Consider the following 22,820-nt stretch of genomic DNA (forward strand, 5'->3'; position numbering starts at 1 on the left):
ATCAGTGCGAGACCCGATCAAGATCAAGGACGCAGAGCGGTACGGGCTCAGCCCGCTCATACTCTATGGATTGACCGTTGCCGGGTTGCCCATTCGGTGGATGACCTTTACCCCAGTCGATCAGCCCAGGCCCTTCCGGGATGTTCTTTTGGATGCATGGTGTAACGCCGAGGGCTTGCGCGGTCGACCGGACATCCTGCGGGTCAACCGCCACATCGCGACGGCCAGCCCTGAACTGGTAGGGGAAATGGCAAAAATCGGAGTCCAGATCGAGGTCGCCGATGCCAAGGAGAAATCCCTTCCAGCTTCCCTGCGCTCAGCCCAGGACTCCAGCCGGTGGCTGCTGAGGAAGCACGACGGAAATGACCGGTCTCTTACAGGGGCCATCCAGGCCCTTTGCCGGTACGCTCAAATTGACCACGATTTTCGTGTCAAGGATGGTCACAGAGGCGTGAACAGCCGCGAGGTTGAAGACAGAATCCAGCAGTGGCTGACCTTACCGGCGCAAGTGCCGGTGCCAACAGTGGCGGGTGGACTCGACTGGGAACCCGGTCCATGGCTGTCATCCTGGGAGACCTCTCTGCCGCCCGATCAGCCCCGATATTTCAACCACGATGGGTTTGATGGCTGCACCTGGCTACTGACAGGTGAGAAGGCAGCGGAGGATATCGTCGAGGATGATGATTTCTGGGCCGACAGTGACTATGACAACGCGGCCGAAATCGCCAAGAACCTTGTGGCGTGCTGGCCCAACCCGCCTGCAGAGATTGCCAGGTGTGCCGGGATCACCCTGCGGGAACTTCAATGGTTCACCTCGGGGAAGGCGTCCCTTGACCGGCATGCGCGTTTTGACCTGGAAGTCTTGCTCGGCATCGAATACGACGAAAGCATGGGCAGATATGTAGAGGCCGGACCTTATGTCCTGGTGGCCCACAAACCGCTGGCCCTCAAGGAAGTCTATGAAGGTATTTCCGGCGGCGGAGATACATGCCCCTGTGAGATTGTCCCTCGCCAGGGAGCAGCAGACCCAAGCTGGCGATACGTGTTGATCAACACATATGGAGAGCCCCCGAGCATCGTGATGGCACCTCGTGGAGCAAAAATCACGGAGCGCCTTCCGGACTTGCTTATGAATTATGCCGGTACCACGTCTGTCGCTCCGGAGTTCTACCGGGATGTCGTTTCTACCTGCGCCCGGGCCTGCCGCGAACCTGTCGCCAACATCCGGGAGATGAAAGACTTTGTGAAACGCTACGAAGCGCACTGGGCAGATTGCGCCTGGCAGCCGGAGTGAACCTGTCTGGCTGAGTCAAAGCGCAGGGAGTGAGATCAGTGGAAACGGCAGAAACACCATTCGGACAGAAAAAATTGGGGCGCAAACATATCAAGAGCTTCGCCAGCGGCATCGCTCATATGTTTGCCTGCTCGGCTCAGCATTATGCCTGGCTGGCGTATCGGCACCGGTTGCCGACGGTGGCAATTGACCTCCTGGAACTGCGAATCGAACCATCGGAATTCGACATTGAGAGAAACCGGACTCTTGCCGGGATGTGTCAGAGAACACTCCTCCGAAACGCCGAGCAACTGGCACCACCTGGCACTGTGGTTACGGCGGTTCTCTCTGCCCATTTCGGGATTGATGACTATTCGGAGGACGCCCGTTCTGCCTCGATTGGCAGGTCCATTTTCACCGTGATCCTGACCGATGACCGAGGCAAGGAGTGGCGTGTTGACCATGCTGAGGAGAGGATGCTGATTCAATCTTAGCCAGACATCTCAATGGAAACCATGTAAACAGGAGGCGACTATGCCAAAGAAACCAGGATCACATCATGTAGTCCCGAACGCCGATGGCGGCTGGGACGTCAAGAAAGACGGTGCGACCCGTAGCAGCGGCCACTTCGATAAGAAGCAGGAGGCCGTTGATGCCGGGCGCAAGATCAGCCAGAACCAAGGCACGGAGTTCTACATCCACGGAAAGGACGGGAAAATCCAGAACAAGGACAGCCACGGGAATGATCCATATCCGCCGAAGGGGTGATGCCTGGGTCAATTCGATTCCCGTTTTGGGAACCGAACCGGCGTCCGAAAACCGGATTCAAAGTTGTTGCGGCTCTACGTCAGGTATTCGGTTTTACTGCAAACCCGTCACCCTCGTCCGGTGCAGGGAAATCGGGGGAGAAAATTGTTTCTCTGGTCGGGTTGCCGGGAAGTGGCTGTGGGATATGACTTCGGCGTTTATTATCAAGGAGTTACGAGGAGCGAGGGCTTTGAGGCTGTTTTGCGGTAGGTCGGCGTTCCCTCCACCATTTAGAAAAGACAAACCCGTCCACTAACCGCGTCCGGTTGGTGGACGGGTTTTGTTTTTCTGCGTATAGTCAGCGACTTACGTCGCTTTCAGGGTGTCGGTGCTGCCGCCCCGATCACTCCCTTTTCGGGAAATCCGTCATACCCCGCTTCTCTTTCGCCTCAAAATTCTCCGCATTCTTACCCCCATTCTCCGGACCTCGTCCGGTGTCCTGCATTTTTTCCTGCAACCGCTGCTCGGCGATCTCGTCGGCAAACTGGTTGATACTCTTCATGATTCCTTCAAACAGGTCGTTGATGTCCATGGTCGGGTGCTCCTCGTTTTGGTTTCTGATTGCTTCCCCGCTTACTTACCGGAGAGACGGAGAAAGTGTCGGGCGTCGGCTGAATTTTTTTCGTGCTGATCTTCTGGGGCTTACTTACCGGGTGGCGGCGGGATGTGTCGGAAAATTCTGGAATAACCGCCAAATTTCAGCTTTCCACATGCGTTGTCACCTGCTATATTGATCGTCGTATTTGTAAGTTGGGCACATTGCGTTCGCTTGCCGCCGGTGAATTGGCGGCGCACCAGGAATTGAGGCAAACCGATATGGCAAGGGCACCGGAAAATTTTGCGGAGACGGTCAAAGAAGTCCGCCAACAACTGGGGCTCAGCCAGGAAGAGCTGGCCCACGAGCTGGGCGTGAGCTTTTCCACGATCAACCGCTGGGAAAACAGAAAGACGGTTCCCTTCAAACTGGCGAGAAGGCAATTTGAAGCTTTTTGTGAGCGGATGAAAGAACAGGGGAAGTTGGCCTGATGAATAAAAAACAACTTTCCGAGCGTGATATCTGCACCAAGTACATCACGCCAGCCCTGGAGAAGGCGGGCTGGGATGTCACGACCCAAATCCGTGAAGAGTTTCCTCTCACCAAGGGACGCATCATCGTGCGTGGCAAGCTGCATACCCGCGCCAAACACAAACGCGCCGATTATGTCCTGTTTTACAAGCCGAACATCCCCATTGCTATTATCGAGGCCAAGGACAATAACCACACGGTTGGTGATGGTATGCAACAGGCGTTGGGCTACGCCGACATGCTGCAAGTGCCTTTTGTGTTCAGCTCCAACGGCGACGGATTTCTTTTCCACAACAAAATTGCCACAGACGGAATTATTGAACGTGAGCTTGCCATCCACGAATTTCCCACAGCCCAAACGCTGTGGCAATGGTGGGCGCAGCACCGTGGCCTGAACGATCAGCAGAATGCGCTGGTCACGCAGGATTATTTCAGCGACGGCAGCGACAAAAGTCCGCGCTATTACCAGCTGCTGGCCATCAACAAGACCATCGAGGCGATAGCGCGGGGCCAGAATCGCATTCTGCTGGTGATGGCCACCGGCACCGGCAAGACTTTCACCGCCTTTCAGATCATCTGGCGGCTGTGGAAGTCCAAGGCGAAGAAACGCATCCTGTTTCTTGCCGACCGCAACATTCTGATCGACCAGACCATGACCAACGACTTCAAGCCGTTCGGTTCGGCCATGACCAAGATCCAGAAGCGGCAGGCCAACAAATCCTACGAGATTTATCTTTCCCTCTATCAGGCCGTGACCGGTAACGAGGAAGAGAGAAACATCTACAAACAGTTCAGCCCCGACTTTTTCGACTTGATCGTCATTGATGAATGCCATCGAGGCAGCGCGGCTGCCGATTCGGCCTGGCGTGAAATTCTTGAATACTTCACCTCTGCTACTCAGATCGGCCTGACCGCCACGCCCAAAGAGACCAAAGAAGTCTCCAACATCGACTACTTTGGCGACCCCATCTATACCTACAGCCTCCGGCAGGGAATCGACGACGGCTTCCTTGCCCCCTACAAGGTCGTGCGCATCGATCTCGACCGGGATTTGACCGGTTGGCGGCCCGACAAGGGCATGATCGACAAGTACGGCAACGAGATCGAGGATCGCATCTACAACCAGAAGGATTTCGACAAGACCCTGGTCCTTGAACAGCGCACCCGGCTGGTGGCCAAAAAGATCACCGAGTTCCTCAGGCAGACCAACCGCTTCGACAAAGCCATCGTCTTCTGTGAAAACATCGACCATGCCGAACGCATGCGTCAGGCCCTAGTCAATGAAAACGCCGACCTGGTGGCGCAGAACAGCAAATACGTCATGCGCATCACCGGCGACAACGAGGAAGGCAAGGCGGAGCTGGACAACTTCATCTTTCCGGAGAGCAAATACCCGGTTATTGCCACCACCTCCAAGCTGATGACTACCGGTGTCGATGCGCAGACCTGCAAACTCATCGTGCTCGACCAGCGCATCCAGTCCATGACCGAGTTCAAGCAGATCATCGGGCGCGGCACCCGCATCAACGAAGATTACGGCAAGTACTACTTCACCATCATCGACTTCAAGAAGGCGACCGAGCTGTTTGCCGACCCTGATTTCGACGGTGATCCGGTGCAGATCTACGAACCCAACGGGGATCAGTCACCGGTGCCGCCGGATGTTCCCCTTGATCCCGAAGTTGGCGGTGGCGTCACCTACCCTGAACCCGGAGAGGACCAGGGTTGGACCGGCGTTGCCGAACCCGGCCCAGGCGAGAAAGGCGGCATTCGCCGTTACGTCGTTGAGGGTGTCGAGGTCAAGGTCGCCGCCGAGCGCGTCCAGTATTTCGACGCCAACGGCAAATTGATCACCGAATCCCTCAAAGATTACACCCGCAAAGCCCTGGCCAGGGAGTACGCCACTCTCGACGATTTCCTCCGCCGGTGGAGCAGCACCGAGAAGAAGCAGGCCATCATCGACGAATTGTCGGAACAGGGCGTGTTCTTCGATGCCCTTGCCGAAGAGATCGGGCGGCAATCCGGCAAAGCCTCCGACCCCTTCGATCTGGTCTGCCATGTCGCCTGGGATATGCCGCCGCTCACCCGCAAGGAGAGGGCGGAACAGGTGAAGAAACGCAACTACTTCACCCGCTACGGAGAGCAGGCCCGCCGTGTGCTGGAGGCCCTGCTCGACAAGTACGCCGATGAAGGCGTGGCCCACATCGAAGAGACGCAGATTCTCACCATTGCCCCCTTTACCGAATTCGGCACCCCGCTGGAAATCATCCGCGCCTTTGGCGGGCTGGATCAGTATCAGCAGGCTGTCAACGAACTGGAACAGGCCCTCTATAGCGCCTGATAAAAAGAACTGGAGATAAACCGCTATGTCACTCACCACCCTGATCAAAGCCATTCAGGACATCATGCGCAAGGATGTCGGCGTCGATGGCGACGCGCAGCGCATCAGCCAGATGGTCTGGCTGATTTTCCTGAAGATCTTCGATGACAAGGAGCAGGAGTGGCAGCTCACCGTGCCCGGTTACAAGTCGCCGCTGCCCAGCCGTTTCCGCTGGTCCAGCTGGGCCAAGAACCCCGAAGGGATGACCGGTGAGGAGCTGATCGACTTCGTCAACAACGACCTTTTTCCCGCGCTCAAGAAACTGGCCACCGCCGCCGGTGTTTCGCCCCATGGCAAAGTAGTCGGTTCGGTCTTCGAGGACGCCTACAACTACATGAAATCCGGCACCCTGCTGCGCCAGGTGATCAACACCATCGAAGAAGATGTGGACTTCAACAAATCCGGCGACCGTCACCTGTTCAACGACATCTACGAGAAGATCCTCTCCGACCTGCAATCCGCCGGAAACGCGGGTGAATACTACACCCCCCGCGCCGTCACCCAGTTCATGGTCGACATGCTCGACCCGCAGCTCGGGCAAACCATTCTCGATCCGGCCTGCGGCACCGGCGGGTTTCTCACCTGCGCCATCGAGCACCTGAACAAGCAGGTCAAAACCGCCGAGGATCGCAAGCGCTTGCAAGAGTGTATTCACGGCGTGGAGAAGAAACCGCTGCCGCACATGCTGGCCATGACCAACATGATGCTGCACGGCATCGACGTACCTACCAACGTCCGCCACGATAACACCCTGAGCCGACCGCTCAAGGATTACGGCCCCCGCGACCGGGTGGACCTGATCATCACCAATCCACCCTTCGGCGGCATGGAAGAAGACGGCATCGAGAACAACTTCCCGCGCAAGTACCAGACCCGCGAAACCGCCGACCTCTTCATGGCGCTGATCATGCACCTCTTGAAACACGACACCGGCAAGGCGGCCGTGGTGCTGCCCGACGGTTTTCTGTTCGGCGAGGGCACCAAGACCAACCTCAAGCGCGAACTGCTTGAGGAGTTCAACCTGCACACCATCGTGCGTCTGCCCAAAGGCGTGTTCAGCCCCTACACCAGCATCGCCACCAACATCCTCTTTTTCGAGAAAGGCGGGCCGACCAAAGAGGTCTGGTTCTTCGAACACCCGTATCCGGAAGGCTACAAGTCCTACTCCCGCTCCAAGCCCCTGACCATCGCCGAGTTCGATCTCGAAAAGGCCTGGTGGGGCGGTGCCGAGCGCAAGGGGCGCAAGACCACCGAGCAGGCCTGGAAGGTCTCGGCCAAGGAGCTCGCCGAGCGCAACTACAACCTGGACTGCAAAAACCCCCACGAGGTGGAGGTCAACCACCGCGATCCGGAAGAGCTGATGGCTGAATACCAGCAGATCGTCCACCAGCTCGAGGCGGCGCAGACAGCCTTGAAAGCCGAGTTGATGGCCTGCCTGGGGGGGAAGGCATGAGCAGAAAGAAAAATGTGACCTTGCCCGCCGACTACACCGGGCTGTTGGCCGATATCAAACAGCGCGTACGCCATGCCCAGACCCGCGCCGTGCTGGCAGTCAACGCCGAGTTGATCCGGCTCTACTGGGAAATTGGTGCCATGATTGATCGCCGCCAGCAACAGGAAGGCTGGGGGTCTGGCGTGATTCCCCGCCTTGCCCGCGATCTGCACAACGAGCTACCCGAGGAAAAGGGGTTCTCCGAGCGCAACATTAAGCGAATGCTGGCCTTTTATCGTGAATATCCGCACCTGGAATTTGTGCCACAGGCTGTGGCACAAATTGATTCTGATCCAAAAGGGCCACAGCTTGCGGCACTTTTCCCCGTCGAGCTAATCCAGTCCGTTCCCTGGGGGCATCATTCCGAGCTGATGGCCAAGGTCAAAGATCCAGCTACCCGCAAGTGGTATATGCAGGCAGCCATCGAAAACGGCTGGAGTCGAAATATTCTGGTAATGCAGATCGAAACCGCCGCCCATCATCGCCAGGGGCGCGCAACCACCAACTTTGCCAAACGACTACCGCCGCCCGATTCCGATCTGGTGCAGCAGACGCTGAAAGATCCCTATCTGTTCGACTTCCTCACCCTGGAATCGGGCTTTCATGAACGCGAACTGGAAACCGGCCTCATCGCCCATCTGGAAAAATTCCTGTTGGAATTGGGACGGGGCTTTGCCTTCGTCGGGCGGCAGTACCACCTCGACATAGGTGATAGAGACTTCTACATCGACCTGCTCTTCTACCATCTCAAACTGCGCTGCTATGTGGTGATCGATCTCAAGCGCGGCGATTTCAAACCCGAATACGCCGGTAAGATGAATTTCTATTGCAGCGTGGTCGATGACCAGTTGCGCCATGAAACCGACAAACCCACCATCGGCCTGATTCTCTGTCAGCAACCCGACCGGGTGCTGGCGGAATACGCCCTGCGCGGCATCGACAAGCCTATCGGTGTTTCAAGCTTTGAACTGACCCGCGCTTTGCCTGAGAGCCTTGAGAGCAGCCTGCCCAGTATCGAGCAGATCGAGAAGGAACTGGAGGGCGGAGATGAATAAGGGGATGGCCTCACACGAAGGCGCGAAGACGCGAAGGGTTGAAGGTTTTCGTCATACCCGCATGCCTGTCCCCGTGCAGACGGGGAGCGGGTATCCAGGTTCTCCGATAGTAAATATCCAACAAGCTGTTGGACAATTGGCCGGGCGGTTCTCTTCGCCATTTGTGCAAGAGGTGCCTGCACAATTCCCAAGGGTTCAGCACGGGGGCAAACGATGACCGAGGCCACCCGCAATCTGCTGGAACAGCATTTCGACACCGCCTTTGCCGCGCCCGACGGCATCGCCAAATTACGCGAGTTGATCCTGACCCTCGCCATGCAGGGTAAGCTGGTGGAGCAGGACCCGAATGACCCGCCCGCTTCGGAGCTGCTGAAAGAGATCAAAGCCGAAAAACAGCGGATAGTGAAGGCAGGAAAAATCAAGAAGCCCAAGCCCCTGCCGTCGATCAAGCCGGAGGAAGTGCCCTATGAACTGCCGCAGGGGTGGGAGTGGGTGAGGCTTGGGGACATTTGCTCATATATTCAGCGCGGAAAGGGGCCGAAATATGTTGATTTTTCCACGCATCGAGTGGTTTCGCAAAAATGCGTGCGCTGGTACGGACTCGATCTTGAACCTGCGCGGTATATTGACCCGGCCTCTTTGGAAAAGTATGAGCCGATCCGGTTCTTGAGAGTTGGCGACTTGCTATGGAACTCGACTGGTACTGGAACCATTGGCCGAGCATGTCTTGTTCCGCAAGAGCTTGAAGGTGTTGAAGTAGTAGCCGACTCACATGTGACGGTTGTTCGTCCAATTGAAGTCAGGCCGTTGTTCCTTTGGCGCTGGATTCAAAGCCCTATAGTTCAGAATGCGATCGAAGGATCAGCTTCGGGGACGACAAATCAGATTGAGCTGAACACCTCAACGGTCATCAACCATTTGATGCCTCTCCCCCCCCCTTCCGAACAACACCGCATCGTCGCCCGTATCGACCAGTTGATGGCCCGTTGCGATGAGCTGGAAAAGCTGCGCAAGGAGCGGGAGGAGAAGCGGCTGGCCGTCCACGCCGCCGCCATCAAACAACTGCTCGACGCGCCGAATGGCTCGGCCTGGGACTTTATCCAGCAGAACTTCGGCGAACTCTACACCGTCAAGGAAAACGTCGCCGAACTGCGCAAGGCCATCCTCCAGCTCGCCGTCATGGGTCGCCTCGTCCCCCAAAACCCCAACGACCCGTCCGCCAGCGAACTGCTGAAAGAGATTGAAGCCGAAAAACAGCGGCTGGTGAAGAGCAAACAGCTAAAAATCGGTCAGAAAACTGAGGACACAAAGTTCATTTGCCATGACACTGCGATTCCAGAAACATGGGAATGGGTTAAGGGTTTAGACATCCTCTTTATTACGAAGCTCGCTGGGTTCGAGTATACGAAATACGTTAATCTTCAAGACGAGGGAGAGATCCCTGTAATTCGTGCTCAAAACGTTCGTCAATTTAGCATCGACACAACAAATCTGAAATATATCGATTTGAAAACCTCCGAGTTATTAGAACGATGTGCTCTTACTAAACCAGCTCTTTTAGTAACATTTATTGGTGCTGGCATTGGTGATGTCGCGCTTTTTGAAAAGAATGAGAGATGGCACCTGGCCCCGAACGTCGCAAAGATGGAGCCTTTCGTTGGATGTGAGAGCAAGTTAAATCTGCGGTACTTAAATTATTTCCTTCTTTCACCACTGGGAAGGCGGGAAATTTTTAAACACCTCAAATCAACTGCGCAACCGAGTATTTCGATGGGTACTATTCGGGATATTGATTATCCACTCCCCCCACTCCCCGAACAACACCGCATCGTCGACCGCATCGACCATTTGATGGCCCTGTGCGACACGCTCGACCAGCAGATCGACTCTGCCACCGAAAAGCAAACTGCACTCCTCAACGCCGTGATGGCTCAGGTATAGGGAGATGCCATGCGCCTGACATCGCTCTATATCGGCCAGTACAAGAACCTGCGGGATTTTTCCCTGAGCTTCGACGGCGGCAGTTTTATCGATGTCTTTGTCGGCAAGAACGGCACCGGCAAATCCAACCTGTTCGAGGCGCTCATCGAGATCTTCCGCCATATCGTCGAGTTCGATCGTGAAAAGGCCGCCCGCGATTTCAATTACCGCATCGGCTTCGAGATTGACGGCAAAGCCACCGAGATCGGCTGGAACTCCGGAAAGCTGACTATCGGCGGTAAGGAGCGAAAAACCATCGGCAAGACGCCGCTGCCGGACAATGTGCTGATCTACTACTCCGGCCACAATGACACCGTGGCAAAGCTGGTCGAGCAGTATGAAGAGGCCTTCCGCAAACGCATCAAGCGCGCCGATTTTGACGAGGCGCGGTATTTCATCGGCATCGGCCCGGAATACAAGGATCTGCTGCTGGCCGTGCTGCTGATGCAGCCCGACACCTGCAGGGCGCGGCAATTCATCTGCCAGAAGCTCGGCATTGAAACCGTGGCTTCAGAAGCGAAGGTGGTGCTGGAACGCCCCGCCTACGCCGCCGATTCCCGTTTTGATATCGAATTGAACGATGAAACCGACCGCTACTGGAAACCGGAGGGGATCACCAAAACCTTTCTCGACCGGCTCCATGGCTGCATCAACACCGCCACCGGCAGCCCGGTGCGCTCTGAGGGGTATTTCGCAGATCCCGATCGTTATATCCTCTATTTCGATATCGCCAATATCCGCCAGGAATTCGCCGACCTCAGCCCCCAGGAGCTGTTCCGCCAGTTTGACAACCTGAAAACCCTGGGGATGCTGGCCGAGATCACCATTCCCCTGCAACTGACCGGCGGCGTGGACGCCACCATCGCCCACTTCAGCGACGGCCAGTTTCAGTCGGTGTACATCTACTCCATCGTCGAGCTGTTCAAGGATCGCAACTGCATCACCCTGCTCGACGAGCCCGACTCCTTCCTCCACCCGGAATGGCAATTCGACTTCCTCAAACAGGTCTTCGAGATCACCGACACCACCGCAAAAAACAACCATGTGCTGATGAGCAGCCATAGCGCGGTGACGTTGATTCCGCATGACAAAAAGAAGATCAAGTTTTTCGACATTAAAGGCAATCAGGCCAATTGCTATGACCTGCCCAAGTCGGTTGCCATCAAAAAATTGAGTGCCGATCTCATCAAATATTCCGAGCAGGAACAGCTGCTCAGCATCATCAACGCCATCCAGATTGAAAACAAACCAGTTCTGTTCACCGAGGGCAGCACCGACCCGGTGATTCTCAAGGAGGCGTGGTACAAGCTGTATGACGTTGAGATGCCGTTCATCCCGTTTTATGCCTTCAGTTGCACCTACATCAAACAGCTACTGACCGACAACCGCATACATACCGAAATGGGCGGATTGCCGGTTTTCGCCCTGTTCGATTTCGACAAGGCCTATGACCAGTGGAACGGATTGAACGGAACCGTCAGCGAAACAGACCCGTTGAAGGGAATGATCAAGAAATGGGCTGAGGGAGAATCTTACGCCTTGATGCTGCCCGTGCCAGCCAACGCCGACATACAAAAGCAAGTTATCCGCAATGCTGCCACGGGTGAAACCTTCGGCGGAGACTCGTGCTGTGAGATAGAGCACCTGTTTTACGGACTCGAAGCCACCAAGAATTATTACCAGCAGGAACCCTGCGTCGGCGGTACCAAGATCGTCTTTAAATCAGATGGGGAGAAGACCGCTTTCGCCAAGGAAGTCGTGCCAACCCTGGCCTCGGCTTGCTTTGAAGTTTTCCGTCCCATGTTCGAATTCATCAAGACGAAATGCCCGGCGGGTGCGGAAGGTGGGGATTAATCGTGGCTGAACGCATAAAAGAGAATCGATTAGATTTTCCCGAGTCAGCCCCAGGCCCGATGGAGCTTAACTCGATACAAAAACAGGTCTTCGAAATTCTCAGCGCCACAAAATCTCAGAAATATTCTCTGGCCGCCTGGTACCTTGGGGCCATTTATGCGGCCAAGAACATTTACAACCCCGACCGGTTCTCTCAGGCCGCGCAGTCTTTGAGAGAACTTCTGGAGAAACTTCCCCGTGTTTTTGTCGAGAGCGAGATTCAGGAGTCGAGGCCTGACTTTAGAGGCATGAGGGTCAACCTGTATTCTCGACTGTGTTCGGATAAGAATCGCTATGAGGGAGAATGGAACGGCAAGACCATTGATGCCGGTCTGGATAAAACCATACGAGGCGTTGATAAGTATTTTGAACTGAACCAGATACCTACAAGAAAAGAACAAATTCATTCCGTGATGAGCAAGATTGATCCAATGCACGACGCTCTGGATCAAGGGATCAGATTGGAGAAATCCGAGCGATTTCACTCTGTGTGGAAATTTTTTGAGGCACTGGCCCATCACAACACTCATCCCGATGAGGAGACATTTTGGCAGCAGCTTTCTCTGACCGAGCGTATTGTCATCGATCTGTTGGCCCCGATAACTGCTCAGGATCAAGGCGCTATTCGAACGATTTTAGAGAAGCCGCAACCTGAACAAGGCGCGGTTGAAAACATGCTTGAGTTAATCAAGCGCCGTGGCGCCAATTACGCATACTTTTTTAAAACCGTCGATAATCCGGTATGGATCAATCCGTTATCCCAAAATGGTTTTTTCAAGAACCCACCTGGTGTAGAGGCCGCAGGAGACGGCCGTATTATCACTCCACTCTGGTGGCCTATCTTTTACTTGCAACGAGTTTCCGAACAAAATCCGGAACAAGTTGTTGAAATCATTCTCGGTCTGGAACAGACGGACAACCCTCGCATTTTGAGGGAAATCTTTTCGATCGCTTGTGATTTGAAAGACACTGCGCTTTCACTTCGCCTCAAGCCCCTGATCAAGCAGTTTCTCAAATCACCCTACCGATGGGGCGAGGAAGAACTCATCGTCAAAATTCTCAAAAAGTGGGGAAGCGACCAAGGGCCACCTCGCAACGCCGCACATGAAATCATTCAGTATGCGGTCGCCTTTCAACCGGACCCGAAAGAGGACGAAAAACAGTCCCGACGCAAAGATAACCCGGAAGCCTGGAACACTTCGCTAGAGCCGAATCCGCGTTTCGATCAATGGGAATATCAGCAAATCCTGGAAAAAGGTGTTCGCCCCTTGGCTGAGCATGAGCCCTATCAGGTTTCCCGCATCCTGATTGATGCGGTGGCAAGCATGATCAGGCTGGGAATGCACCCGGAAGATTTCGAAAAAGGCAGCGACCAGGACTATTCGGAAATTTGGTGCCGCAGGCTGGATAAGCCAGACCGCGACTATCAGGATGCGAAGGAAACCCTGGTGCAGACGCTGACCTATGCCTGTGAGCAGGTCTATGAGAATGCCCCGGAATCTATTGATGTCCTGGATCAGGCATTGCGAAATCATCGCTGGAAGGTGTTCAAGCGACTGCGGCAACACCTTTACGCGTCACACCCCAATGACCAGACCCTCCCATGGATACGCGAGCAGATCCTTGGGCACGCTGACTATCCCAAATGGGAGCACCACTTCGAATTTCAATTGATGATCCGCAAGGCCAGTGAACACTTCGGCCCCCGCCTGCTCAGTGCGGAGGAACGAAGAGGGATTTTCGACGCCATTCTCGGCGGGCCTTCGAAAGAGGATTTTCGTGAATGGATGGGTGAACGGTACAGTGAGGAGGCTTTTCAGCAGCGTCAGCGCTACTTTCACCGTATGCAGCTACGCCCATTCGCCGCACTGCTTAGCGGGGACGTCCGACGGTATTTCAATGAGCTGGAAGGTGAATCTTCGGCTGAAGCTGTTACCGATGACAGCTATTCACCCTACGGCGGAGTAACCGGAGGCACGGTCAGCTACCGGAGCCCGAAGTCCGCCGAGGATCTTGAAAACTTCACCGATGATGAGCTTCTGGCCTATCTAAACGATTGGAACGAGGAGCATCGGGACAAGGACAACTGGCTGGTTGAGATCAATATCTCCGCGCTGGCTGGCGTCTTTCAATCCCTGTTCAAAGAGAAGATCGTGCCAGATGGCGAGCGGCTGGATTTCTGGCTTGCGAACCGTGACCGGATTGCTCGGCCGGTCTATGTCGCCGCCATGCTCAAGGCCATGCTTGAACTCGTCAAAGAGAAGAATTTCGACAAACTGGACCAGTGGCTTGAGTTCTGTGCATGGGTCCTGTCACATCCGGACACGGCGCGAGTGGAAGGACAACCCGAGCCACGAGACGAATCACGCGACCATCCTGACTGGGGCAGCTCGCGCCGAGCCGTGGTTGATTTTATTGACGCCTGTGTGAACAAGGATACGGATGCGCCAATAGCTGCAAGGGACGGCCTTGCCGCTCTGCTTCGACAGGCGTGCGGGCAGTCCGACTGGCGGCTCGACCACGCCCGCCCGGTGTTGCTTAACCGCGACGATCCTATTACCGAAGCCATCAACAATACCCGCAGCCGGTCACTCGAATCCCTTGTCAATTTCGGCTTCTGGGTTCGCCGCCAGTTACCGGAAGACCAGTTGCCGGAAGTGACCGAAATCCTCGCGGAACGTCTAGCCGATGATGCTGAAATCCCGTTAACCCGGCCTGAGCAGGCGCTGCTGGGGATGCACTTCGGGAACCTTTGCACCCTTAATCGGGATTGGGCCGCCCAGCAACGGAAAATCTTTTTCCCACAGGCAAATGAAGCTGTTTGGCGGGATACCTTCGGCAGCTATATCCGCTTTAACCGTCCGGTCAAGCTGACGTTTGAAATTCTTCGGGGTGAGTTTGAATACGCAATAGAGAATCTCAATATCCTGGCGAACGAGAAAGGCGACGGTAGGGAGCTTATCGACAGACTGGGCCAGCACCTTTTCACCTACTACCTTTGGGAAGTCTACCCCCTGACGGGTGACGAAGGCCTGCTTGAGCGTTTCTATGACAAGACCAAAGACGACCGGAAACGCTGGGGGCAACTCTTCGACCATGTTGGCCGATCATTGAGAAATAGCGGCAGGCAACTGGATCAAACACTGACCGACCGCATTATCGCTTTTTTCGATTGGCGCTTTGAAGCCGCTGAGCCGCTGGAGCTTCAGGAATTTACCTTTTGGTTGGAAGCCGAATGCCTCGGCTCTGACTGGCGTTTGCAATCGTACTCGAAAATTCTCGATCTTGGCCGGGGAAAAGATGTTGGACTTTCGCTTGAGGTGAGAGCCCTGAATAAACTGCTCTCGAATCACCTGGAATTGGTTGTCGAATGCTTTGCCAAAATCACGGATGCCATGGACCAAGGCACGCAGATGTACATTTCAGCCGATGAGGCCAAGCCAATTTTGAAGGCTGGCCTGACTGCTGAAGACCCTCAGGTCCGCGAAAATGCTGAACGTGCCCGGGAAAATCTGTTGCGGCTCGGCCGCTTTGATTATCTGGACGTTGAATGAGGGGGACATGCTATGACTGACCGAGACAAAAAACTGATCCGCAACTCCACCGCTGAATTCCTGATCTTCACCGGTCAGGCGGGTGAACAAAGCATTGAGGCCCGTTATGAGGACGAGACCATCTGGCTGACCCAGCAATTGATGGCAGAGCTTTTTCAATCCTCTAAGCAAAACATCAGCCATCATATTCGAAGCATTTTTGAAGAGGGAGAGCTGAATCCAGAGGCAACTGTCAAAAAATATTTGACAGTTCGCCAAGAGGGGAAGCGGCAGGTTCAGAGGGAGCTGGAATATTACAATCTGGACATGATCATTTCCGTTGGCTACCGGGTCAATTCGGTGCGGGCTACCCAGTTCCGCCAGTGGGCCACACAGGTTTTGCGCGAGTTTGCCATCAAGGGCTATGTGCTGGACAAAAAGCGGATGGAAAACGGGGCGTTTCTGGGTGAGGACTATTTCGAACGCCTGTTGGAAGAGATCCGCGAGATCCGTCTCTCGGAACGGCGCTTCTACCAGAAGATCACCGACATCTATGCCACCAGTGTCGATTACAATCGGGACGCGCCGACCACCAAGGCGTTTTTCGCCAAGGTGCAGAACAAGCTGCATTTTGCCATCCATGGCCATACCGCTGCTGAGTTGATTCTGCAGCGGGCCGACAGTACCAAGGCCAATATGGGGCTGACCACCTGGGAAAAGGCCCCTGACGGCAAGATTCTGAAAACCGATGTTGCTGTGGCAAAAAACTATCTGGCCAAGGAGGAGCTGGGAGCTCTTGGGCGGATTGTGAATGCCTATCTTGATCTTGCCGAGGAACGCGCACTGCGCAAAATCCCCATGACCATGGAGGACTGGGCCAAGCGACTGGACGCCTTCCTGGAGTTCACCGGACGTGACATTCTGCAGCACAGTGGCAAGGTAAGCGCGGAGATTGCCAAAGCTCATGCCGAAAGCGAATTCGAGAAGTACCGTATCGTGCAGGATCGGCTGTTTGAAAGTGACTTTGACCGGATAGTGAAGCAGATCGAGTCCGCCGGAGAAGACCCGGAGAAAGAATAAAACGGCCTTGTTGGGAGCTGACTTGAGGGGTGACTTGGGGGGTGACTTGGGGGGTGAAACTTGCGGCAAACTCGCGACACGGCTTGCGACATGCCCTGGCTCAGCGATCAAGTACCGACCAAGTAACCGATCAAGTAAATTTCTGAAAGTGAGTTTATGACGCATCCTGCCTTCCAACGATATATCGGTATCGACTACTCCGGCGCGGAAACCCCGGATTCCAGTCTGAAGGGACTTCGGGTTTACGAGGCGAGCCGTGAGTCTATGCCGGTAGAAGTGGAGCCGCCACCCAGCCCGCGCAAATACTGGACCCGGCGCGGCCTTGCGGAATGGCTGACGGAGCGCTTGTCCGAGGATGTGCCGACCATCGTTGGTATCGACCACGGTTTTTCCTTTCCCCTGCGGTATTTCGAGGTTCACCACCTGGAGCCGGATTGGCCGACCTTCCTTGATGATTTCCAGAAACACTGGCCGACCGACGCCGAGCACACCTACGTCGATTTCATTCGCCACGGTTCACGGGGCGAATGCGAGGCCCGTTCCGGCAGCGCCCGCTGGCGGCGGATCGCCGAGGAGCGAGCCGGGGCCAAGTCGGTCTTTCACTTCGACGTACCAGGTTCGGTGGCCAAATCGACCCACGCCGGATTGCCCTGGCTACGCTACCTGCGCAATCAGCTCTGTGAGCGGGTCCACTTCTGGCCCTTCGATGGCTGGGAAATTCCTGCGGGCAAGCCTGCACTGGTGGAGGTCTACCCGTCGTTGTGGAGCAAGAGCTATCCACGGGAAGGTCGCACTCCCGACCAGCACGATGCCTATGTTGCTTCCGCCTGGCTGCGGCAGGTGGACACGGATGGCAGCCTCGAGAAATTTCTCAAGCCAGATATGCTGCCCGGCGAATACCCTGTTGCCCAAGTCGAAGGATGGATTCTGGGCGTGATGTGACGCGACTGATATTTTAGGAAACGGCACGAACCTAAAATAAGATGAGCCGCTATTTTAGGTTCGTGGTTCCACCTCCAACAGAAACCGCCAGACCGGCACCACCTGGATGGTGCCGAAGCCCACGGGGATAGTCTCATCGGTGCGCCAGGTGACGATGGTCCCCTCCGCCACCGCCAGCTCGACCATTGCTTCGGAGAGGGAACGCACTTCACAGTGCTTGACACGGGGATCGGCCAGCGAGGCGCAGACCTGGACCAGCATTACGGTTCGTTCTTGTCCCGGCACTGACGGGAGCAGCGCGACAAGATCCACCTCCCGGCCCGTTTTGGTCTTGTGGTAGAAGATCTCCGGCGTCACCCGGTGCAGCGCGGTGAACACCAGATTCTCCAGCAGGCTGTCGCGGTTGGTGAGGATGCCGGAGCTGACCGAGGCCGCCAGCGCGTGGTCGATGCAGTAGACCTTGCGGGGATTGACGCTGATCCGGGTTGGCGAGCTGGCAAAGATGTTCACGCTGAAGAGCAGCCCGGCATCCTCGAACGCGACGAGCCAATCGACCACCGAGCTTTTGCGCACCCGGTGGCCGAGGGATTTCAGGTAATCGGTCAGGTGGCTGACGGAATAGAAAGAGCCGCTGTTGTCCGCCAGCCAGTGGGCCAGATCGATCACCGCCCGAGGGTGGGAAATGTTGTGGTGGCCGATGATGCTGGCGATAATCGCGTTCCAGTTTGCCTGATGGGTTTCGATGCGCTGGCGCTGGTCGAGTCGGATCACGCCGGGGAAGCTGCCGACCTGCCAATAGTCCTCGAACGCCTTCTGGATGGTCAGCCGCTGCTTGGTGGATAGCGTGCCGTCGCTCTCGATGCCTTTGCCGTCGAGGAACTCCCGAAACGAAAGCGGGAAGATCTCCCAGGAGACGATCCGGCCGGTCAGAGGGCTGGCGGTTTCCTCATCCGGTGAGGGCAGCAGGGAACCGGCCACGGTGACCTCGCACTTTTCGGTGCGCATCAGGCGGTCGATGAAGAGCTGCCAGTGTGGGAGCGCCTGCACCTCATCGAAAAAGCAATGAACCGTCTCGCTGCCGCGCTTCTGTGGATGGAGCTCGAAGTACGCCTCCAGGATGAGGTTTGGGTTTTCGTGCCGCAGCCAGTAAAGCCGGTCGTCTGCCAGATCGAGAGAGAGGATGTTCTCGCGGGTAACACCGCTCTCGATCAGTTGCAGGATGCGCTGGTGCAGCAAGGTAGTCTTGCCGCTCCCCCTGACGCCGGTGACCACCGTGACCTTGCCCGGCAGACTGCCAATGGCGACACGCCGGGGCAGCAGTCCGTCCGGCGGTTCAAGGCTCTGGTATTCACGGATGATTCGTTTCAGGCATTCGATCATGACATGGCCCGGCGCTCCCTGTTTGTTTTGGCAACCGGTGTCATTCATGCTTGGCATGCCGGAAAAAGCAAATGGTTTGTCGAAACGGCAAGCGGATTCCGTTCGATTCCGTTTTCGGGAACCGAACCGCCGTCCGAAATCTTCGACAAGAGCAATCCCGCTTTGCGGAAAATGGGCGCGGATGTTACATAGGAGGAAGCGCTGTTTACGCCGCTTCCCGCTCGTACCAGGCGACAATACCGCCGAGCCGCTCCTGCCGTTTGACCGGTCCTGGGGATGTGTGCCGGAAATCGGCGGATATGATGTTGTTGCCCGTGCCCTGGTGGGGCCGCTGGGTGTGGTAGTAATCGAGCCAGACGCGGTTGATGTGGGCCAGCTGGCCGAGGCCGAAGCAGACGAAGTGGTTCAGGCACTGGTGCTTGCAGGTGCCGATGAAGGATTCGCAAAAGGCGTTGGCCTGCGGCGCTTTCGGCGGGATGCGGATGCAGCGCACCCCGGCCCCCTTCCAGAAGGCGTCAAACTGGCGGGTGAACTTGGTGTCGCGGTCGTGAATCAGGTATCTGGCCTCGATGCCGTGGTCGTCGAGCTACATGGTCACATTCCGCGCCTGCTGCATCACCCAGGCCTCGTCGGGATGAAAGGTCGGCTGGCTCAGGTAGACCCGGCGGCTGCCGAGGTGGATGAAGACCAGCACATAGGCGTCGAACTTGCCGCGCAGGGTATAGACCGGCTTGGTGAAGAAGTCGCAGGCCACCAGCGATTCCATGTGAGCGCTGACGAACTTCGACCAGGGAACTGACGGCCTACTCTTGGTCTTCTCGGGCGGTGGCGGGCATTCGGAGCGCTTCAGGATGTCACGGATGGTGGTCAGCCCGACGGCAATGCCGAGTTTCTTGAGCTCGCCGAAGATACGCTTGTAGCCCCAAGCGAGATTCTCGGTGGCCATGCGCAGAATCAGCGCCACGATATCCTCGGCGGTGCTGGGGCGGCCAGCCGGTTTAGGATAGCGGTTCTTGGCTTGCGGACTCAGCCAGCGCCGGTAGGTCTGCGGCTTGACCACCAGCATGACGTCGGCGACGTCGTGGTTGATCTCATTTCCCAGCCGGATAAGCTCTGCTCGCTCCTCCGGCGTGGGAACGATGCGCTGGTCGTCGATTCGGTCGCGCAGCATTTTGATCTGGAACATCAGCAGCTGCATGCGGACGTCGTATTTTGGCAGAAACCGATGCGCCAGGAAGGTGAAAAGAACGAACAAAAGATTGAATTTCATGCCCAACCCACGATACTGAACAGGATTCATACCCTGCTGATTTCAATAGATTTTAAGCGGTGCATATGTTTCCGTACCCCTAGGAAAGACCCGGTTTCGGCATCCCGGCGAGCTCGGCCGAAAAGAGGCCGTCAATCCATGCCACGGATCGGGTGAAAATACAACGAAACGATGTCGGTGGGAGGCAATAAGACGGGGAAGTTGGAGCGCGATTTCCGGTGTCCGGCCGGACTGCAAACCCGTTACCCTCGTCCTGTGCAGGGAAATCGGGGGAGAAAAACCCTTCCTTAGACATGACCCGCCGGTGGATGTCGGCGAGCATTATTTCTGATTTTATATCAATAACTTATGAGGCAAGTCAAGGGTGGGGGCTGTTTTGTGCCAGGTCGCCGCACCCTCCAGTAGACGCGCTTGTTTTAGGCCCAACTATGTCCGTAATGCATTTACAGGCGCAGTTTCAAGTCTGTCGAGAGTTCCTCGAATTTTGAGTTGCACGCCGCATAGCAGGTGTTATATTGTCGAGTAGTTTTAAATGGTTCTTGTGTGCGCCCATGGCGTCCCGGTGCACAAAGGCCCTAGAGAGGAAACACCCTTGGAGGTTGAGCGATGAATAGACAACGTGTTCTTGACCTGCTGAGCCGCAGCAAGCCGGAGCTGCAGGCCCGTTTCGGCGTGACCCGGCTGGCCTTGTTCGGTTCCGCCGCCCGTGATACGACGACCAGCGGCAGTGATGTCGATGTGCTGGTGGCCTTCGATGGCCCGGCCACCTCCAAGCGCTATTTTGGCGTGCAGTTTTATCTGGAGGACCTGCTCGGCTGTCCGGTCGACTTGGTCACCGAAAAGGCCCTGCGGCCGGAGCTGCGCCCCTACATCGAACAGGAGCGGATCAATGTCTGATGCCGGCCGCCGCGAATGGCGCTTCTACCTCGATGATATGATCGACTTTGCCGGAAAGGTACTCGCCTATACCCACGGGCTCGACCAGGCCGGTTTCGTAGCCGGCGGACTGGCCTACGACGCCACCCTGCGCAACTTGGAGCTGATCGGCGAAGCCGCCACCCATGTCCCGGATGAAATCCGCGCCGCCCATCCTGAAATCCCCTGGCGGATGATCATCGCCACCCGCAACCGCATCATACACGGCTATCTCGGCATCGACGACGACACCTTATGGAGCATCATCCGTGACGACGTGCCCGAACTGCTGCCGCTGCTCAAGGCGCTAAAAAACGAGGCGTTGTCATGAAACCCGGCAGCGTCAAGATCGTCGACCGTGTCTCCGCCGTCGAGGCGATCAAGCGATTGAATGAAGAGGATCTGCTTTTTCTCAACCGGCTGATCGTCGAGCGGCTCAAGCTCATATCCCAGGCCCGCGCCACCACGCTGATGACTGGCTTTACCAAGGGCGACCGGGTCGGCTTCCAGGCCCCGGACGGCCGGATGATGGAAGGTATGGTGCTGCGTCTCAACAAGAAGACTGTCAGCGTCGCCACCGACGACGGCCATCAGTGGAACGTCGCGCCTGGCCTGTTGCGCCTTGTCCAATCAGCGGGAGATGTCCAATGGCCATGATCCGCCGACCCGAAAACTTCCCGGAAACGGTCAAAGAGGTGCCGCGGCAGCTGGTGATCTCCCAGGAGGAACTGGCCCACGCCCTCATGGTCAGCCCCTTCGCTTCTTTGTGCGGGGGACCGAAGTCTATGCTGTTGACGAGGATTTTCCCCGGCTTCCCGATGACTTATTTCCTCCATCGGGCATAGTCTCGGTGAAGTAGGATGGTTCCAAAACCCACGGGTATGATCTCATCGGTGCGCCAGGTGACGATGGCTCCCTCCAGATTGATATGGTAGCTGATCCGGTGAACCTTGTCGAAAATCCTCTGATGGGCTTCGATGCTCACCAGATTCCGATATCACAGCTCGAACTTGATTTCCGGAAAATCCAGCATCTCGATCACGATCCGGCCGCCGCGTCGTTCCCGACATACCAGTCAGGTCCAGAAATCATGCAGGCAGCGTTTTTCAATGGATTGAGCATCAAAAACGGTTCAAGACGAGTTCGAGACGATCCATCCGTTTCTGGACGGTAACGGCCGTCCCGGTCGCCTGCTGATCGCGTTGCTCCTGTACGAGCAGAAGGTGCTGCGGGATCCGATGCTCTACCTCAGCCTCTATTTCAAGACGCACCGCCGGTATTACTACGAGCTGCTCAACAATGTCCGTCTGACCGGCGACTGGGAAGCCTGGCTTGATTTCTTTGCCGAGACTGTGATCGTCACCGCTACTCAGGCAGTGGAAACGGCCCGCAGCTTCTCGACCTGTCGAACCGGGACCGAGACAAGATCAGCAGTCTTGGCCGGGCGGCGGCATCCGCCCTGCAGATCCACCGAGCGCTGATGGAACATCCCATCGCCACCTCGGGCTCGCTGGTGGAGAAGACCGGTATCACCCCGGCCACGGTCAACAAGGCGCTCGGCCACCTGGAGCAGTTTGGCATCGTCAAGGAGCTGACTGCCTGGAAACGAAACCGCCTGTTCAGCTATGCGGGCTATATCGAGATCATGAACCGGGGCACGGAACTGCCGGGAAGGTAGGTCAGTTCGATTCCCGTTTTCGAAATCGAACCGGATGTGCGGAGAAACAGGACTATGCTACTTCATAATTACCACT

23 protein-coding genes are annotated in these 22,820 nt (G+C 56.1%); 19 read left to right on the forward strand and 4 right to left on the reverse strand.

The features are described from left to right. Nucleotides 1–4: 4 nt before the first annotated feature. Genes dmul_RS03090 through dmul_RS19625 form a run of 3 tightly spaced genes read left to right on the forward strand, consistent with a single transcriptional unit; the run spans nucleotide 5 to nucleotide 2,041 of the window. A complete protein-coding gene (locus tag dmul_RS03090) occupies nucleotides 5–1,294 on the forward strand; it encodes a hypothetical protein (protein WP_234979190.1) in 1,290 nt (429 codons plus the stop codon). Between the two features lie 38 nt (nucleotides 1,295–1,332). Further along, nucleotides 1,333–1,767, forward strand: a complete 435-nt coding sequence (locus tag dmul_RS03095) for a hypothetical protein (protein ID WP_020876169.1) — start codon at nucleotides 1,333–1,335, stop codon at nucleotides 1,765–1,767. A gap of 40 nt (nucleotides 1,768–1,807) precedes the next feature. After that, a complete protein-coding gene (locus dmul_RS19625) occupies nucleotides 1,808–2,041 on the forward strand; it encodes a DUF2188 domain-containing protein (RefSeq protein WP_015721203.1) in 234 nt (77 codons plus the stop codon). Between the two features lie 382 nt (nucleotides 2,042–2,423). Here dmul_RS19625 and dmul_RS03105 read toward each other — a convergent pair whose 3' ends face one another. Further along, nucleotides 2,424–2,612 carry a hypothetical protein gene (locus tag dmul_RS03105; RefSeq protein WP_020876170.1) on the reverse strand — a complete coding sequence of 63 codons (189 nt, stop codon included), beginning with the start codon at nucleotides 2,610–2,612 and terminating at the stop codon, nucleotides 2,424–2,426. A gap of 134 nt (nucleotides 2,613–2,746) precedes the next feature. On the opposite strand from dmul_RS03105, the gene dmul_RS20855 reads away from it, so the two are divergent. The 9 genes from dmul_RS20855 to dmul_RS03150 all read left to right on the forward strand — a co-directional run bounded on the left by dmul_RS20855 (nucleotide 2,747) and on the right by dmul_RS03150 (nucleotide 17,501). Next, the gene (locus dmul_RS20855; RefSeq protein ID WP_234979189.1) at nucleotides 2,747–3,106 is read left to right on the forward strand and encodes a helix-turn-helix domain-containing protein; all 360 of its coding nucleotides are present in this window, start codon (nucleotides 2,747–2,749) and stop codon (nucleotides 3,104–3,106) included. Further along, nucleotides 3,106–5,487 carry an EcoAI/FtnUII family type I restriction enzme subunit R gene (gene hsdR, locus dmul_RS03115; protein WP_020876172.1) on the forward strand — a complete coding sequence of 794 codons (2,382 nt, stop codon included), beginning with the start codon at nucleotides 3,106–3,108 and terminating at the stop codon, nucleotides 5,485–5,487. The genes dmul_RS20855 and hsdR overlap by 1 nt, the downstream gene beginning before the upstream one ends. 25 nt (nucleotides 5,488–5,512) lie before the next feature. Beyond that, nucleotides 5,513–6,979 carry a type I restriction-modification system subunit M gene (locus dmul_RS03120; protein ID WP_020876173.1) on the forward strand — a complete coding sequence of 489 codons (1,467 nt, stop codon included), beginning with the start codon at nucleotides 5,513–5,515 and terminating at the stop codon, nucleotides 6,977–6,979. After that, nucleotides 6,976–8,073 (forward strand): PDDEXK nuclease domain-containing protein, encoded by a 1,098-nt coding sequence (locus dmul_RS03125; RefSeq protein ID WP_020876174.1) that lies wholly within the window; start codon nucleotides 6,976–6,978, stop codon nucleotides 8,071–8,073. Before dmul_RS03120 ends, dmul_RS03125 begins: the two co-directional genes overlap by 4 nt. A gap of 213 nt (nucleotides 8,074–8,286) precedes the next feature. Then, nucleotides 8,287–10,014 carry a restriction endonuclease subunit S gene (locus dmul_RS03130; protein ID WP_020876175.1) on the forward strand — a complete coding sequence of 576 codons (1,728 nt, stop codon included), beginning with the start codon at nucleotides 8,287–8,289 and terminating at the stop codon, nucleotides 10,012–10,014. A gap of 9 nt (nucleotides 10,015–10,023) precedes the next feature. Then, on the forward strand, nucleotides 10,024–11,907 hold the full coding sequence (locus dmul_RS03135; RefSeq protein WP_020876176.1) for an AAA family ATPase: 1,884 nt from the start codon (nucleotides 10,024–10,026) through the stop codon (nucleotides 11,905–11,907). 2 nt (nucleotides 11,908–11,909) lie between these two features. Then, on the forward strand, nucleotides 11,910–15,500 hold the full coding sequence (locus tag dmul_RS03140; RefSeq protein WP_174376643.1) for a hypothetical protein: 3,591 nt from the start codon (nucleotides 11,910–11,912) through the stop codon (nucleotides 15,498–15,500). Nucleotides 15,501–15,512: 12 nt separating this feature from the next. Continuing rightward, nucleotides 15,513–16,559 (forward strand): virulence RhuM family protein, encoded by a 1,047-nt coding sequence (locus tag dmul_RS03145; RefSeq protein ID WP_020876178.1) that lies wholly within the window; start codon nucleotides 15,513–15,515, stop codon nucleotides 16,557–16,559. 156 nt (nucleotides 16,560–16,715) lie between these two features. Beyond that, entirely contained in the window at nucleotides 16,716–17,501 is a 786-nt protein-coding gene (locus tag dmul_RS03150; protein ID WP_020876179.1) for a hypothetical protein, read from the forward strand. Between the two features lie 54 nt (nucleotides 17,502–17,555). On the opposite strand, the gene dmul_RS03155 is transcribed toward dmul_RS03150, so the two are convergent. The 3 genes from dmul_RS03155 to dmul_RS20660 form a co-directional block, all read right to left on the reverse strand. After that, nucleotides 17,556–18,929 carry an ATP-binding protein gene (locus dmul_RS03155; protein WP_234979188.1) on the reverse strand — a complete coding sequence of 458 codons (1,374 nt, stop codon included), beginning with the start codon at nucleotides 18,927–18,929 and terminating at the stop codon, nucleotides 17,556–17,558. Nucleotides 18,930–19,086: 157 nt separating this feature from the next. Beyond that, on the reverse strand, nucleotides 19,087–19,374 hold the full coding sequence (locus dmul_RS20655) for an integrase core domain-containing protein (protein WP_020876181.1): 288 nt from the start codon (nucleotides 19,372–19,374) through the stop codon (nucleotides 19,087–19,089). Nucleotides 19,375–19,467: 93 nt separating this feature from the next. After that, nucleotides 19,468–20,151, reverse strand: a complete 684-nt coding sequence (locus dmul_RS20660) for a hypothetical protein (RefSeq protein ID WP_200809327.1) — start codon at nucleotides 20,149–20,151, stop codon at nucleotides 19,468–19,470. A gap of 606 nt (nucleotides 20,152–20,757) precedes the next feature. On the opposite strand from dmul_RS20660, the gene dmul_RS03170 reads away from it, so the two are divergent. From dmul_RS03170 to dmul_RS20865, 7 genes are all read left to right on the forward strand, one after another. Further along, nucleotides 20,758–21,048 (forward strand): nucleotidyltransferase family protein, encoded by a 291-nt coding sequence (locus dmul_RS03170; RefSeq protein ID WP_020876183.1) that lies wholly within the window; start codon nucleotides 20,758–20,760, stop codon nucleotides 21,046–21,048. Further along, a complete protein-coding gene (locus dmul_RS03175) occupies nucleotides 21,041–21,397 on the forward strand; it encodes a HepT-like ribonuclease domain-containing protein (protein WP_020876184.1) in 357 nt (118 codons plus the stop codon). The genes dmul_RS03170 and dmul_RS03175 overlap by 8 nt, the downstream gene beginning before the upstream one ends. Next, complete coding sequence (locus dmul_RS03180; RefSeq protein ID WP_020876185.1) at nucleotides 21,394–21,723, forward strand: hypothetical protein; 330 nt, start codon at nucleotides 21,394–21,396, stop codon at nucleotides 21,721–21,723. Before dmul_RS03175 ends, dmul_RS03180 begins: the two co-directional genes overlap by 4 nt. Beyond that, nucleotides 21,714–21,911 (forward strand): hypothetical protein, encoded by a 198-nt coding sequence (locus tag dmul_RS20560; protein ID WP_020876186.1) that lies wholly within the window; start codon nucleotides 21,714–21,716, stop codon nucleotides 21,909–21,911. The genes dmul_RS03180 and dmul_RS20560 overlap by 10 nt, the downstream gene beginning before the upstream one ends. Nucleotides 21,912–21,994: 83 nt before the next feature. Further along, nucleotides 21,995–22,240: a hypothetical protein gene (locus dmul_RS19630; RefSeq protein ID WP_078081184.1), complete on the forward strand. Its 246-nt coding sequence runs from the start codon at nucleotides 21,995–21,997 to the stop codon at nucleotides 22,238–22,240. After that, a complete protein-coding gene (locus dmul_RS20860; protein WP_236610079.1) occupies nucleotides 22,230–22,547 on the forward strand; it encodes a Fic family protein in 318 nt (105 codons plus the stop codon). Before dmul_RS19630 ends, dmul_RS20860 begins: the two co-directional genes overlap by 11 nt. Then, entirely contained in the window at nucleotides 22,547–22,744 is a 198-nt protein-coding gene (locus dmul_RS20865) for a Fic family protein (RefSeq protein WP_020876188.1), read from the forward strand. The genes dmul_RS20860 and dmul_RS20865 overlap by 1 nt, the downstream gene beginning before the upstream one ends. Nucleotides 22,745–22,820 lie beyond the last annotated feature (76 nt).

Origin of the sequence: Desulfococcus multivorans (genome assembly GCF_001854245.1) — a bacterium.
Classification (GTDB): Bacteria; Desulfobacterota; Desulfobacteria; order Desulfobacterales; family Desulfococcaceae; genus Desulfococcus; species Desulfococcus multivorans.

What these genes read in the sequence shown, in the direction of transcription:
- dmul_RS19625 (WP_015721203.1), top strand. Translation starts at nt 1,808, where the DNA reads ATGCCAAAGAAACCAGGATCACATCATGTAGTCCCGAACGCCGATGGC.
- dmul_RS03105 (WP_020876170.1), bottom strand. Translation starts at nt 2,612, where the DNA reads ATGGACATCAACGACCTGTTTGAAGGAATCATGAAGAGTATCAACCAG.
- hsdR (WP_020876172.1), top strand. Translation starts at nt 3,106, where the DNA reads ATGAATAAAAAACAACTTTCCGAGCGTGATATCTGCACCAAGTACATC.
- dmul_RS03120 (WP_020876173.1), top strand. Translation starts at nt 5,513, where the DNA reads ATGTCACTCACCACCCTGATCAAAGCCATTCAGGACATCATGCGCAAG.
- dmul_RS03125 (WP_020876174.1), top strand. Translation starts at nt 6,976, where the DNA reads ATGAGCAGAAAGAAAAATGTGACCTTGCCCGCCGACTACACCGGGCTG.
- dmul_RS03130 (WP_020876175.1), top strand. Translation starts at nt 8,287, where the DNA reads ATGACCGAGGCCACCCGCAATCTGCTGGAACAGCATTTCGACACCGCC.
- dmul_RS03135 (WP_020876176.1), top strand. Translation starts at nt 10,024, where the DNA reads ATGCGCCTGACATCGCTCTATATCGGCCAGTACAAGAACCTGCGGGAT.
- dmul_RS03145 (WP_020876178.1), top strand. Translation starts at nt 15,513, where the DNA reads ATGACTGACCGAGACAAAAAACTGATCCGCAACTCCACCGCTGAATTC.
- dmul_RS03150 (WP_020876179.1), top strand. Translation starts at nt 16,716, where the DNA reads ATGACGCATCCTGCCTTCCAACGATATATCGGTATCGACTACTCCGGC.
- dmul_RS03155 (WP_234979188.1), bottom strand. Translation starts at nt 18,929, where the DNA reads ATGAATGACACCGGTTGCCAAAACAAACAGGGAGCGCCGGGCCATGTC.
- dmul_RS20660 (WP_200809327.1), bottom strand. Translation starts at nt 20,151, where the DNA reads ATGAAATTCAATCTTTTGTTCGTTCTTTTCACCTTCCTGGCGCATCGG.
- dmul_RS03170 (WP_020876183.1), top strand. Translation starts at nt 20,758, where the DNA reads ATGAATAGACAACGTGTTCTTGACCTGCTGAGCCGCAGCAAGCCGGAG.
- dmul_RS03175 (WP_020876184.1), top strand. Translation starts at nt 21,041, where the DNA reads ATGTCTGATGCCGGCCGCCGCGAATGGCGCTTCTACCTCGATGATATG.
- dmul_RS03180 (WP_020876185.1), top strand. Translation starts at nt 21,394, where the DNA reads ATGAAACCCGGCAGCGTCAAGATCGTCGACCGTGTCTCCGCCGTCGAG.
- dmul_RS20560 (WP_020876186.1), top strand. Translation starts at nt 21,714, where the DNA reads ATGGCCATGATCCGCCGACCCGAAAACTTCCCGGAAACGGTCAAAGAG.
- dmul_RS19630 (WP_078081184.1), top strand. Translation starts at nt 21,995, where the DNA reads ATGGTAGCTGATCCGGTGAACCTTGTCGAAAATCCTCTGATGGGCTTC.
- dmul_RS20865 (WP_020876188.1), top strand. Translation starts at nt 22,547, where the DNA reads ATGGAACATCCCATCGCCACCTCGGGCTCGCTGGTGGAGAAGACCGGT.